This is a genomic window from Chryseobacterium indoltheticum (assembly GCF_003815915.1).
GTDB classification, from domain to species: Bacteria; Bacteroidota; Bacteroidia; order Flavobacteriales; family Weeksellaceae; genus Chryseobacterium; species Chryseobacterium indoltheticum.
The window spans coordinates 626002-640157 of the sequence record NZ_CP033929.1; the positions used below are offsets into that span (position 1 = coordinate 626002).

13 protein-coding genes are annotated in these 14156 nt (G+C 35.2%); 4 read left to right on the forward strand and 9 right to left on the reverse strand.

Annotated features, from left to right (window positions below; all coding sequences use genetic code 11):
- Nucleotides 1-11: 11 nt before the first annotated feature.
- From EG358_RS02950 to EG358_RS02960, 3 genes are all read right to left on the reverse strand, one after another.
- Nucleotides 12-1511: a GH3 auxin-responsive promoter family protein gene (locus EG358_RS02950; RefSeq protein WP_076557263.1), complete on the reverse strand. Its 1500-nt coding sequence runs from the start codon at nt 1509-1511 to the stop codon at nt 12-14.
- Between the two features lie 125 nt (nt 1512-1636).
- On the reverse strand, nt 1637-1894 hold the full coding sequence (locus EG358_RS02955; RefSeq protein ID WP_076557265.1) for a hypothetical protein: 258 nt from the start codon (nt 1892-1894) through the stop codon (nt 1637-1639).
- A gap of 147 nt (nt 1895-2041) precedes the next feature.
- Nucleotides 2042-2431 (reverse strand): hypothetical protein, encoded by a 390-nt coding sequence (locus EG358_RS02960; RefSeq protein WP_076557267.1) that lies wholly within the window; start codon nt 2429-2431, stop codon nt 2042-2044.
- Nucleotides 2432-2674: 243 nt separating this feature from the next.
- On the opposite strand from EG358_RS02960, the gene mfd reads away from it, so the two are divergent.
- The 4 genes from mfd to pth all read left to right on the forward strand — a co-directional run bounded on the left by mfd (nt 2675) and on the right by pth (nt 8753).
- A complete protein-coding gene (gene mfd, locus EG358_RS02965) occupies nt 2675-6037 on the forward strand; it encodes a transcription-repair coupling factor (protein ID WP_076557269.1) in 3363 nt (1120 codons plus the stop codon).
- Between the two features lie 125 nt (nt 6038-6162).
- Nucleotides 6163-7074: a hypothetical protein gene (locus EG358_RS02970; protein ID WP_076557271.1), complete on the forward strand. Its 912-nt coding sequence runs from the start codon at nt 6163-6165 to the stop codon at nt 7072-7074.
- A gap of 100 nt (nt 7075-7174) precedes the next feature.
- Nucleotides 7175-8101: a hypothetical protein gene (locus tag EG358_RS02975; protein WP_076557272.1), complete on the forward strand. Its 927-nt coding sequence runs from the start codon at nt 7175-7177 to the stop codon at nt 8099-8101.
- A gap of 88 nt (nt 8102-8189) precedes the next feature.
- Complete coding sequence (gene pth, locus EG358_RS02980; protein ID WP_076557274.1) at nt 8190-8753, forward strand: aminoacyl-tRNA hydrolase; 564 nt, start codon at nt 8190-8192, stop codon at nt 8751-8753.
- Nucleotides 8754-8807: 54 nt separating this feature from the next.
- Here the strand turns inward: pth and EG358_RS02985 are convergent, their stop codons facing one another.
- From EG358_RS02985 to EG358_RS03010, 6 genes are all read right to left on the reverse strand, one after another.
- The gene (locus EG358_RS02985) at nt 8808-9443 is read right to left on the reverse strand and encodes a carbonic anhydrase family protein (RefSeq protein ID WP_076557276.1); all 636 of its coding nucleotides are present in this window, start codon (nt 9441-9443) and stop codon (nt 8808-8810) included.
- 63 nt (nt 9444-9506) lie between these two features.
- Complete coding sequence (locus tag EG358_RS02990; protein WP_076557278.1) at nt 9507-11102, reverse strand: SulP family inorganic anion transporter; 1596 nt, start codon at nt 11100-11102, stop codon at nt 9507-9509.
- A gap of 147 nt (nt 11103-11249) precedes the next feature.
- A complete protein-coding gene (locus EG358_RS02995) occupies nt 11250-11549 on the reverse strand; it encodes a hypothetical protein (protein ID WP_076557280.1) in 300 nt (99 codons plus the stop codon).
- A gap of 23 nt (nt 11550-11572) precedes the next feature.
- Nucleotides 11573-12241 carry a carbonic anhydrase gene (locus EG358_RS03000; protein WP_076557282.1) on the reverse strand — a complete coding sequence of 223 codons (669 nt, stop codon included), beginning with the start codon at nt 12239-12241 and terminating at the stop codon, nt 11573-11575.
- A 154-nt stretch (nt 12242-12395) separates the two neighbouring features.
- Complete coding sequence (locus EG358_RS03005; protein WP_076557284.1) at nt 12396-12950, reverse strand: serine acetyltransferase; 555 nt, start codon at nt 12948-12950, stop codon at nt 12396-12398.
- Nucleotides 12951-13004: 54 nt separating this feature from the next.
- Nucleotides 13005-14156, reverse strand: coding sequence for a glycosyltransferase (locus tag EG358_RS03010; protein ID WP_076557286.1), 1152 nt, complete (start codon nt 14154-14156; stop codon nt 13005-13007).

Below are 14156 nucleotides of genomic sequence, written 5' to 3' on the forward strand. Positions count from 1 at the left end.
TTTTTGAGTTACTATTTTTTATAAACTTCAAGTATTGCTGCTATTTTTCTATCGTTGGCCAATCTTGGTATTTTATTTTGACCCCCCAATTTTCCTTCAGATTTTGCATATTCCTGAAAGGCATTTTTTTTAAGTGTAGAAATGTGAAGTTTTTGCAGAATATTTCCCGAGATCAAATCATCGTAATATGTATTGCGTTTTCTCAACTGATCATCAAGTTCATTCTTAAAAAGGTCTAAATTTTCAGGTTCTTTTTCAAATTCAATAAACCATTCGTGATACGGTAAACCCTCTTCCGGATTTACTTGCGGAGCCAAATGGAATTCGGTAATCTGTGCTGATAATTTTTCTACAGTAGCTTTTACAGCCTCTTCCACTTCAAAAGCAATCACGTGTTCGCCAAATGCTGAGGTGAAATGTTTAGTTCTTCCGCTTACCAAAATTCTGTGTGGATTTTTATCGATAAAGCGGACAACATCACCAATAGAATATGCCCACAAACCGGAGTTTGTCGTCAAAATCAAGGCATAATCTTTGTTGAGTTCAATATCTTTTAACGTTAATCTTTGAGCGTCAGGTTTTCCATACTGCTCCAACGGAATAAATTCATAGAAAATTCCATGATTCGTTAAAAGCAATAAGCCTTCTTTGGTGTAATCATCCTGAAAAGCAAAAAATCCTTCCGAAGCCGGAAAAGTTTGTACAATATCTACTTTGTCACCTAAAAGTTCCTCCATTTTTTCGCGGTAAGGCTCATAATTGACACCGCCTGTGACAATTAGTTGTAGATTGGGAAATATCTGCTTAATTTTTTTTCCGTTTTTCTCAATGAGTTTTTCAAAATACATGATCAGCCAAGGCGGTATCCCCGAAATTAAGGTCATGTTCTCTTTCTCGGTTTCTTCTACGATTTTATCAACCTTTGTTTCCCAATCATCTATCAGATTGGTTTCCCAGCTAGGTAATCGGTTTTTTTGCAGATAATTGGGGATGTGATGCGCTACAATTCCTGATAACCTTCCGGTTTTTATCCCGAAAACTTCCTCAAGCTCAGGGCTTCCCTGTAGAAAAATCATTTTTCCGCCTACAAAATCGGCATTATTTTTTTTAGCAATATAATGGAAAAGTGCACTTTGAGCGCCTTTTACCTGAAACGGCATACCTTCTTTAGAAATTGGGATGTATTTGGAACCCGAAGTTGTCCCCGAAGTTTTAGCAAAATATTCGGGAGTTTCGGTCCACAAAATATCACGTTGCCCACGTTTTACTTTTTCTATGTAAGGTTTCAGATCTTCATAATCCGCAACAGGAACTTTTGCCTGAAACTCTTCTACAGACCTGATGTTTTCAAAATCGTATGTTCTTCCAAAAAGAGTTTTTTTGGCCGTGTCAATAAGCGATAATAAGAGTTTCGCCTGATTTTCTTCAGCATTTTTTTTAAATTCTTCAGTTTTTTGAACATGTTTTTTTGCCCAAATCAGTGCTGCATTTTTCTTTAGAAAGTTTAACATGGTTCAAATTTATAAATAAGTATATAATTCGCTGAATTTTTTTAAGATTTAAAACAAAAAAACCGATGATCTAGGCATCGGTTAATTGAAAATTTGATTATGAAATTACAACTATACGTTGTTTTTTACTTGTTTACTTTGTATCTCTTGTCTGGAGTTCCGTCTTTTTTCAACTTTTGATTTTCTTTATAACGTTTATCCGGAGTTCCGTCTTTTTTGAGTTTTGTCGCTGATTTTGCAGTGTTGGTTTCAGCAGCTTTTATGGGTTTTACAGTTTTTGTCGTTGTAGATTTTACTGCAGTTTTTGTTGCGGGAACAGTTTGCTGAGCGGTCGCAAATCCTAGTCCTAAAATAACAGACATTGCGGTAAGAAATTTTTTCATATCTATTTGATTGCTTTTTGTTTACATAAAGTTAAGTAAAATATTAAAATGAAAAGCGGTTTTTAATAATTAATTTGATATTTATAAAAATAAAGCCCGCTTCCAAATTTGGAAACGGGCAAACATATGAATGAATAGTTGTTAGATTTATCTTGTACAATTGGCTCTCCAAGTTTTACCGTCTACGGTATAAAGCATCTTAAGCTCGTTGTTGTCAATTCTTACATAAACAAGCGCATTAGAATTCACCATTACCAAAGTGTTGTCACCTTGTTTCTCAAATTCCAACCCGTTAAGATCAGGAATTCCGCTAGAGAATCTAAAGTTATATTTAGTTCCGCTTGCAATCTTTGTAACGAATACTTCACCATTGTCGGTAGAAATGTTATTACTGCCATCAGTATACCCTACACTTCCTTTGTAAGTTCCTGCGAAGAAATCGTTGTCAGCCGGGTCGTCGTCATCTCGGCACGACGATAGTGAAAAGGCGGTAAATAGAAGTACGAAAACTCCTAAAATCTTGAATACATTTTTCATAATATTTTATTTTTTGGTTTACTTGAATAACAATTTTCAAAGATTGTGCCCAAAATGAAGTGATTAAAAATTTTAACTTTTTTTAGAATATTTTGTGTTGATATTAAGAAATCGATTCTTTTGGATTGAAATTTGACTACGTTCTGTAAATCTTAAAAATAAAAAATAACGTACCTTTGAGGAAATAAAACGGTTTCGGAGCTCTCCCGAAATCGATTTTGTCGTTTTATACCTACATTATTTATGCAGTTAAAAAATATCAGCGAAAAATTTCTTCCCGATTTACTAAAGAATGAATTCGGAAAGGAAATTTTCACACAAATTGATACGCAGCCGCATCTTTCTGTAAGAGGAAGTGCAGGTTCTTCAGCTTCGGTTTTTGCTGCCGAGCTATTTCTTACTCACAAAAAAACGGTTCTTTTTCTTGTTGATGACAAAGAAGAAGCGTTGTACATCAACAGCGAAATGGAAGATTTGCTGGGAAAAGAAAGTGTACTTTATTTTCCTGCCACTCACATGGAGCCTTATCAGGTTGAAAAAACTCAGAATGCCAATTTGGTATTGCGAACGGAGGTTTTAAATAAAATAAATTCAGAAAAATCTCCAAAAGTTATCGTGGCTTATATTGGCGCTTTGTCTGAAAAAGTATTGAAGAAGGAAGATTTTAAAGCCATTTCTCATCATATTAAAACCGGCGATCAGCTCGACTTTGATTTTGTGGATGAATTGCTGAATCATTATCAATTCAACCAAACTGATTTTGTTTCCGAACCGGGAGAATTTTCTGTACGTGGTGGAATTGTCGACGTCTTTTCTTATTCCAACGAAAAACCTTATCGTATTACTTTCTTCGGAAACGAAGTGGAGAATATTAAAACTTTTGATATAGAAACTCAGCTTTCGGTTGATAAAGTAGAAGGTTTTCAATTGGTGTCTAATATGAATTTTTCAGTTTCGGGAACAAGAGTTTCTTTTCTTGAAATTTTGCCTAAAGACAGTTTGGTTATTTCAAGAAACGGAATTGTTGGCCTTCAGAAGCTGAGAACATTTTACGAAAAATCTTTAGAAAAATTTGATAATTTAAATAAGGATATTGCACACAGAAGTCCACAGGAATTATTTATTTCTGACCAGGAATTTTTGTTTGATTATAAAAAATTTAAAACCATAGATTTTAGCAGTGTCGGAATCGAAGAAATAAAATCTCTTGAAATAAAGCTCAATCAAACTGCTCAACCTTCGTTTCACAAGAATTTTCAGTTATTGATTGAAGATTTGCAGGAGAAAAAAGAAGAAGGTTTTGATATCTGGATCTCTTTTTCCACAGAAAAACAAAAAGACAGATTGGTGTCTATCTTTGATGAATTGGGACATCAGCTGGCTTTTAAAAGTTTTAAATCTGAACTTCATGAAGGTTTCGTAGATCCTGATCATAAAATTTTGGTCTATACCGATCATCAGATTTTTGACCGTTACCAAAGATATAAATCTAAAAATACATTTGCTAAATCTGAGCAGTTAACGCTGAAAGATCTGATGTCGCTGAAAGTCGGAGATTATATTGCCCACATCGATCACGGGATAGGAAAATTTATGGGATTGGTAAAAGTAAACAATGATGGAAAGATTCAGGAATGTTTTAAATTGACTTATAAAAATGGAGATTTGCTTTATGTAAGTATTCATTCGCTTCATAAAATTTCTAAATACAATGGTCCCGACGGAAAAGAGATTGTTCTAAGCAAGCTCGGTTCTCCTGCCTGGAAATCATTAAAACAAAAAACCAAAGCGAGAGTTAAGCAAATTGCTTTTGACTTAATCAAATTATATGCGGAAAGAAAAACCGCAAAAGGATTCCAATATTCACCAGATTCTTATCTTCAAAATGAGTTGGAAGCAAGTTTTGCTTATGAAGATACTCCCGATCAGGAAAAAGCAACATTGGATGTCAAAAAAGATATGGAAGATGAAGGAGTGATGGATCGCTTGATTTGTGGTGATGTGGGTTTTGGAAAAACAGAAGTTGCCATTCGTGCTGCGTTTAAAGCGGCTACAGATGGTAAGCAGGTTGCAATTTTGGTTCCAACGACCATCCTGGCTTTTCAACATTACAGAAGTTTCAAAGAAAGATTGAAAGATTTCCCAGTGAACATTTCGTACTTAAACCGTTTCAGAACGGCGAAACAAAAAAATGAAACTTTACAGGGATTAGACGATGGGAAAATTGACATCGTTATCGGGACACATCAGTTGGCTGCAGATAAAGTTAAATTTAAAAATTTAGGTTTACTGATTATTGATGAAGAGCATAAATTTGGAGTTTCGGTAAAAGATAAACTCAAAACGATGAAAACCAATGTTGATACCTTGACATTGACTGCAACGCCAATTCCGAGAACATTGCAATTTTCTCTGATGGCTGCACGAGATCTTTCGGTGATAAAAACCCCACCGCCAAACAGACAGCCGGTTGATACAAATATTATTGGGTTTAGCGAAGAAATTATTCGTGATGCGGTTTCTTATGAATTGCAGCGTGACGGGCAGGTTTATTTCATCAATAATAGAATTGAAAACCTGAAAGATATTGCAGGCTTGATCCAAAGATTGGTTCCCGACGCTAGAGTTATTACCGCACACGGACAAATGGAAGGGAAGCAAATGGAACAGAATGTCCTCGATTTTATGGATGGAAAATATGATGTTTTGGTTGCAACTACGATTATTGAAAGTGGAGTAGATGTTCCGAATGCGAATACAATTTTCATTAATGATGCGCAACGTTTCGGAATGGCAGACCTTCATCAGATGAGAGGAAGAGTTGGGCGAAGCAACAGAAAAGCATTTTGTTACCTGATTACGCCGCCTTTTGATATGATGACGTCTGATGCCAGAAAAAGACTGGAAGCAATTGAACAGTTTTCAGATCTGGGAAGTGGTTTTCAGATTGCGATGAAAGATTTGGAAATTCGTGGTGCCGGAGATTTATTGGGCGGTGAACAAAGCGGATTTATCAATGAAATGGGGTTCGAAACCTATCAGAAGATGATGCAGGAAGCACTTGAAGAACTGAAAGATGATGAAGATTTTGAAAATCTTTTTGAAAATGAAGAAGACCGGAATAAACTTTTCAAATCGGTAAAAGAGGTCAATATCGATACTGATCTGGAGCTGATGCTTCCGGATTCTTATGTTTCGAGTACCGAAGAAAGGCTTTTGCTGTATCAGAAATTAGCTGATATAGATAATGAAAAAGATCTTCAGAAATTTGAATCTGAACTGAAAGACCGTTTTGGGAATTTGCCAAGTGAAGCTGTTAACTTACTGAAAAGTGTTGCACTAAAATGGTTGGCCGCCGAAATTGGTTTCGAGAAAATTGTAATGAAAAACGGAATTTTCTTAGGCTACTTCCCAGGAAATCCGCAGGATAAATTTTATCAGACCGATAAATTCAGGCATATTATTTCTTACCTCACGCAAAATCCAGCGCAAGCTCAGCTAAAAGAAAAAGCAGGGAAAGAAGGAAATAATCTGATGATGCGAAAAGATAAAGTAAAGAATGTAGATGAGGTGAATGTTTTGCTGAAATCTATTTTAGGAATTTAATACCATAAAATATCAATTGTGAAAGTCTAAAAGAAATTTTAGACTTTTTTTTATTAAAATTTTAAAATAAATCCTGTATTAATGAAAATAAATTATATTTGCGAGACTAAAAAACTAAAAACTTTATGACCAAAAACAACTTTCTTACAGGAGTAGCGACTCTGCTTCTTGGCTTTCTGCTTTCTTGCGACAATACAACGGCTGATCCTATTAATAATACACTCAATGGTCCCAATAATCCCGGAAGTAGTGGTGGAAGCACGCCTACAATTACCGGACCTCGAATTTTGCACAAGATTGTAATAAACAATGTGACGAATCAGGAATTTGTAACGACCGGAAATGTTTTGGAAAAAGCTATTTTTAAAGAAGCAAGCGGCCCCACTTCTTTCTTCGTTGGAACAGCAACATATACTTCAGGGAAAATTACAAGAGTGAAATTTGCTCAGGAAGTAAACGGAGCTCCGGCCAATACTTTAAGCTACGACTTCAATATCACGTACGATTCGGGTGGAAAGATCAATTATACAACTGGTGCTACGATGATTGGCAGTATACCAAACTTCAACAGTGAATACACCTACACGTATGATAGCGCGGGGAAGATGACAAAGATCGTCGAAAAGAAGAAGTCTGGCTCAACGTACACTCAATTTACCAACTATAATTTTACCAATACCGGAGATAATATAACAAAAATGGTAACAGAAGCTGGGATTACCAATGCAGCAGGTGTCCCCGATTTGTCTGCAACAGTTTTAACGACAACATATACTTATAGTGCCTACGATAATAAAATTAATCCTTACAACACATTGCCAAGAACATTTTTTGTAATGTGGAGCCTGGTGCATCCTATTAATTTCCCTGCATTATCTGCTAATAACCTGAAGAGCTTCAATATTGTATTTCCTTCTCCTGTTCCCGGTACGGCTGGTCCTGTAATACCTGGTGATTATACGTATCTTTATGATTCTATGAATTATCCAACGTCAGATCAGACTCAGGCTCAGAAGTATATTTATAAGGCTTTATAATCCTGATTTCGTTATTAGTTTTGTGATAATATAAACAAAAATGTGATTTTTATACAAAAAAAAATTATATTTGTGAAAAAATAAATAATCCCATTACATAATGAAAAGACTTTTCTATTTTATTTTGCTAATAGCAGGTTTTTCTTCAATACATTCTTGTAAAGATTTGACTGATGAAGAAGGAAATCCACTTTTGGATTTGAATGACAATACAGGTTTAATTGGCCCAAGAGCTTTATCAAGAGAGGTGACAGATTTTGGTCTGATTGCGCAGTATGAGTATAATGGTTTGCTTCTTTCAAAAGTTATTACAGAAAAAGCTTCTATAAAAAATATAGAATGGAGTGGTAACAATATCAGCAAAATAACCTTCAAAGGCTTTCTGGATTTGGATAGTGACGGTACAATAGATACAGACAGTGTTTCTTATACTCAACAATATACTTATGGTAATTTGGGTAAATTAACAATGATTTCTGAGAACAGAACGGTATACAGAAAAGCGGCTCCTGTACCTCCTTCTACAGTGCCTGGTCCTTATGCTGTTTTTGCCAAAACAAAAGCACTTTATAAGTTAACCTATAGCTCAACAACAGCTAAACTTACATCTATTGTAATGCAGAGAGGTAATGATATTACTCCTTTTGATTATACAGATTATACCAAAGCTACTTACACTTATTTGGGAGATAATGTTTCTTCGGTAACTAAAGAGGTTGGTAAATTGACGGGATCTGTTTTTGAACCGGCTGATCAGAAGTATGCATTCGATTTTAGCAGTTATGATTCTCAGATTAGCGGGTATACTTTGCTGCCATTTGGATATACAGTTTCGGTACTTATTTCTACAGATATTAACGATGACAGAAGTTTAATGCTGTCACCAAACAGTCCTAGAAGAGTTTCTGTTACAGATATGATGGAGCCTGTTCCTACACCAATTGTAGTTTCTACCAATTATAAGTATGATCCACAGACTTATATGACTCAGGGATTTGGAATTAATTATTTCTACAAACCTTTGTAATAAGTAATTTAAAGAAAATATTTAAACTCAATCCTTTTTAGGGTTGAGTTTTTTATTTTAGAACCCTTAATTTTGCAAAAAATTTCTCATGAAATATTTAATTGTCGGTCTTGGAAATAAAGGCCCGGAATACGAAAATACACGTCACAATATAGGTTTTAAGGTTGCAGAAAAAATTGCTGAAACTTTAGAGTCACCATTCAACAGTACCAATTTTGGCTGGATGGCAGAAGGGAAGTATAAAGGAAGAAAAGTATTTGTCTTAAAACCCGATACTTATATGAATCTTTCAGGAAATGCCGTAAAATACTGGATGCAGAAAGAAAATATTCCTTTAGAAAACGTGATGATTATCACCGATGATCTGGCTTTGCCGTTCGGAACATTAAGAATGAAAATGAAAGGTTCTGATGCCGGTCACAACGGACTTAAAAATATTCAGGAGGTGTTACAGACTCAGAATTATGCAAGACTTCGTTTTGGAATTTCGGTCGAGTTTTCTGAAGGTAGACAGGTAGATTATGTATTAGGAACCTGGAATCAGGAGGAAAATGAAAAACTTCAGGAAAGAATAGAGAAGTTTTCAAAGGCATGTCTGTCTTTCGTTTTTGCAGGAATTAATAATACAATGTCTGCTTTTAACGGTAAATAAAAAATAAATTCGGTCGGAAGCAAAACTTCCGACCGAATTATTAATGAAAGATGATTATAACCAAGTTACAACGCCGGTTTCAACGTCATAATTAGCTCCGACTATTTTAATTTTACCTTCTTCCTCAAGTCTCTTTAAAGTAGAACTTTGCTTGCGGATATCATCAATCGCATTTTTTACGTTATGCTGATTCAGTCTTTCAAGAAGATCTGCGTTTGCTGAAGAGCGTTCTTCGCCATCTTTGATGATTGTTTTGATAATTGGGTCAAAATGGTCGATCAGATGGTTCAGGTTATCCATTCCCATTCCTTCGATTTTAGCTGCGTCTAATCCGCCTTTTAAAGCGCCACATTTTGTGTGACCTAAAACAACCACAAGCTTAGAACCTGCTACATTACAGCCAAATTCCATAGATCCTAAAATATCCTGATTCACAAAATTTCCTGCTATTCTGATACTGAAAACATCACCCAATCCCTGATCAAAGATTAATTCTGCAGAAGTACGGCTGTCTATACAGCTCAAAACAACTGCAAAAGGCCATTGCCCTTCTCTTGTAGCATTTACCTGCTCCAAAAGATCTCTGTTTGCCTTTAAGTTACCTACAAATCTTTGGTTTCCTTCTTTTAAAAAGTTTAATGCTTTTTCAGGAGTAATTGTAGATTGAGTTTCAGATGTATGTGCTTTCATATGATTTATTATTTGTTGAATTATTATTAAAAATTAAAGTTAAAAAAAATATTTTTGATGAGCTTACATTGCTCTTTTATGGGTAATGACGATGTGAGAGTCTTCATCGGTTTCGTAGTCTCTGTACGAAGTTTTGAAGCCTAATAGTTCCACATTAATATCTTCTTCTTTCGCTCTGATGTTGGCAAAATCCTGAATCATTTCCAGTACATCTGTTGCGATATATGATGTTCCTCTCGCATCAATCGTTACCGTAGAATTTGATTTAATGTTTTTCAATGTCTTTTTAATGGCAGCTTTATTAAGGAAAGAAACCTCTTCTGCAAGTTTCATCGTAATGCCATCTGCATCGATCAGTTTTTCGCGGCTTAGATAATAAGCACGTTTCATATTTCCTTGTAGAATATAGAAAACTGAAATGGCCAGACCAATTCCTACACCTTTTAGCAAATCTGTCGCTACAATCGCAACTACAGTCGCCACAAACGGTATAAACTGGAATTTCCCTAAATGCCAGAAATGTTTGAATGTAGCAGGTTTTGCCAATTTATATCCTACTAAAAGTAAAACCGCTGCAAGCGTTGATAATGGAATTAAGTTTAAGATAAAAGGAATGCTCAGTACACAAACCAACAACAAAACTCCGTGAATCATCGCTGAAACCTTCGAAGTAGCTCCTGCATTGGCGTTTGCCGAACTTCTTACCACAACTGATGTCATTGGTAATCCACCAATAAATGAGCTGATAAGATTCCCGATTCCCTGCGCTTTAAGCTCAAGATTGGTGTCGGTAATTCTTCTCTGAACATCTAATCGGTCTGAAGCTTCAATACATAGTAAGGTTTCAATAGACGCTACAATGGCAATGGTTGCCCCTACAATCCACACTTTAGGGTTAAGAAAACCATTAAAATCGGGAAGTATTATCAAATTTTTAAAATCATCAAGACTTTGAGGAACTGGTAAAGAAACCAAATGTTCTGTACCGATCGCTAACGAACTTCCTGACATTTTAAATGCTTCGTTCAATAAAATTCCGACAACAACCGCAACTAATGCGCCGGGGAGTATTTTCATTCTTTTAAGAGCTGGAATTTGATCCCAAGCTAAAAGAACGCCTACCGAAACCAAAGTTACGATAATCGCTCCCGGATGTACAGCACCCGCTAATTCACTAAAGTAATTAAAGTTGATTCCGTTGGTAAATAATGTTTCATTTCCTTCATAGTCGTTATCAAAACCTAATGCATGCGGAATTTGTTTGATAATGATAATAATTCCTATGGCAGCAAGCATTCCCTCAATAACATTATTTGGAAAATAATTGGATATGCTCCCTGCTCTTACGAAACCTAAAACCAGCTGTATAAGACCGGCGATGATACCGGCGCAAAGAAATAGCTCGAAAGCTCCAAGATCAGTAATTGCAGTTAAAACAATTGCGGTAAGACCAGCTGCAGGTCCTGAAACCGAAATATTAGAATTACTGAGTGCTCCAACGACAAGGCCTCCTACAATACCGGCAATAATACCGGATAATGGTGGTGCGCCAGATGCCAAAGCAATTCCTAAACATAGCGGAAGCGCTACTAAAAATACAACAAGGCCGGAAGGAAAATTCTCTTTTATTCCTCCAAATAATGACTTAGATTTTTTCATGATATTGAAAAATGATAAATGTAACTGTTTGATCTTTAACTATAAAAATATAATTAAGAACATCAGTGATGAAAAATTGAAATTAATTTAAAAAGACATCTATTCAACATCAAATCTGATATGAATATATGTAAAAAACGATTTCAATTATGCTTCCGGGGGAGGGGAGAATATGGTGAGAAGTGGTGATAGATGATAAGAATCGTCAATCAGCACAAAAGATCTGCGCTCGAGATCAGGCTCGAAAAACTTCAGAAAATCATGTACGTTTAAAGTCTTAGGTAAAGTCTTTTCGTAAACCGTAAATGATGAATAATGAGAGTGGGTTTCTTCTTCGTTTAAAATCACATTCGTTCTCTGTATCTCCCAACCAAAAACCGCAGCAATGCTCGGCAAGGCTGTGAAGTTTAGAATAAACAGTAATGTAATGATACTCCAGAATTTCATTTACTCAATTTTTTAAAGAAAGATTATTTCGTCTTTCTGCTCATAACCCAATCTGAGCTTGTAAGATTGTAGATCTTCTGAATGTCTTTTAAGATTTCCTCAAAATCAATTTCAAGATCGATAATTTTACCTGTTCTAAGGTCAAAAACCCAGCCGTGAACAATAGGATATTCTTCTAAAATATACCTTTCCTGTACACAAGCCATTTTAATTACGTTGATACATTGCTCCTGAACATTGAGTTCTACAAGCCTGTCATAACGTTTACTCTCATTTTCGATAGAATCTAGTTCTGCCTGGTGCAGTCTGTAAACATCACGAATATTTCTCAGCCAAGGATTCAAAAGTCCTAAATCCTCAGGTGTCATCGCTGCCTTTACACCGCCACAATTGTAATGTCCGCAAACTATAATGTGTTTTACCTTCAAATGCTCTACCGCATATTGTATAACAGCTGTGGAGCTCATGTCTAGGGTATTCACAACATTGGCAATATTTCTGTGGACAAAAACTTCTCCCGGTTTTGCTCCCATGAGTTCTTCTGCTGTTGCTCTGCTGTCTGAACATCCTATGTAAAGGTATTCAGGATTCTGAGTTTTTGCAAGATCCTCAAAGAAGTGGGGGTTGTCTGCTACTTTAGATTCTACCCATTTTCTGTTGTTTTCAAAAATAACTTCGTACGAATTCTTCATTAATTAAATTTTAAAGATTATAATTATTTATTTCGTTTAAATTATTTCCGAATTCAATAGACTGAATCAATTATGCAAAAATATTAATTTTATAGTATTATCAATCATTTTTAACAAAGTTTAATATAGATAAAAATATGATAAAATTCAGGTTTTATACCTTATTATTGATGTATCCATCCGTTGCATTATCATTAGAATAAATCTTTGCAGGATTGCCTGTAACGACCGAATTGTCCGGAATATCAAAATTCACGTACGCATTCGGAGCGATCAGAACATTGTTACCGATATTTATATTTCCTACAATCACAGCGTTCGGGCCAATCCAAACCTCATCGCCAATCACTGGATATCCCTCATTTTTACCTCTGTTTTGCTGTCCGATCGTCACGCCTTGAGCAATATTGCAGTTTTTACCTATTTTACTCTTCGGATTGATTACCAAGCTTCCCCAATGTCCGAGGTAAAAACCTTCTCCAATCTGAGTTTCAGGATAAATCTGAAAGCCATATTTTATTTGGAAATGCCGTAAAACAACTTTCCAAAAAAGTCCCAAAACAGGCGTCTTGCTAAACTTCTGACTTTTTCTTAAAATATAAACAAAATGTAAATTCGGATTGACACACTTTGCCAAAATTTTGAAGGTTGAAAGCCATTTTCCGCTTTCCCGATAAAAATCTTTCTGTATAGTAGAGTAGCCTGCCATGTAACAAATTTAAAAAATCTAAATGGTCTTCAACAATAAAGAATAAAAATTAATCTAGACGTTGTCAAGAATTGAAATGATTTTCTGTACAGAATTTTTAAGGTTAAAAGGCATTTCGTAATCTTTAAGGTTATCCGTATACTTTTCAAAATCCTGAGAATTCACCAAAGCTTTTTTCATTCCTGAATAAATTCCTTCTTCAGAATTTTCAACAATTAAGCCTAATTCACCATCGTTCAGCATTTCTCTCACGCCGGAAACTTCTGTCGCAATAATTTTCTTTTTTAAAGTAATAGCCTCAAACAAAACGGTTGGAAAACCTTCATATCTTGAACTTAAAATATAAAAATCTGCATTTTTGAAATAGGGATAAGGATTATCTGAAAAGCCCAGCATTGTTGTGGTGTGGGCAATATTGAGTTCAGTTTTTAGCTTTTTGATATTTTCAAAATCATATCCGTCACCAACGATCAAGATTTTGTGTTTAAAACCTTTATCCAAAAGTTTTTTATGGACTTTCAAAAGTCTGTCAAAACCTTTTTGTGGAAAAACGGTTCCTACAGAAATAAAAGTCGGAACTTTTTCGTCAAATTCATAATTATTGAATGGCTTGTCTGCTTTAGACAAAATTTCTTCGGTATCTAAAGGATTGTAGATTTTAAGAATCTTTTGTTTCTGGGTTTCGTTTTCAGCTAGATCAAGAAAAAGCTTTTCTATTTTCTCTGAAATCACCATAATTTTATCAAAACCGAAGAATTTTTTAATCTCGGTTTCTGTATACTCTTTCAATTGGGAAAGGTCATTATGAATCCAGACTATTTTTTTTGAAGACTGGAGCGGAGAATTAAGGATTTCATCACGCATTCCATGAATGGCTGCAAACTCAATATCGTATTTTTTGCCTTTCAGTTTCCCTTTATAAAGAAGAGAAGGGCGTTTTTTCAATAGTTTTTGATAAATAACTCTCGTCGCTTTCTTCGGAATATCCTGAATTCTGTTGGTGGTAATCATCTCACCTTTGTTCAGATAAATGATATTGATCCACTTCGGAACTTCGCTCAGATATTTCCCGGAATATAAATTTAAAAGCAAATCGATCTGATATTTATCCTGTGGAAGATTTTTCAGAAAAGTAACCAATACTTTTTCTGCGCCACCATGACGAAGTGAACCAATACGGATGAGGATTTTCTTTTTTTGAAGCAT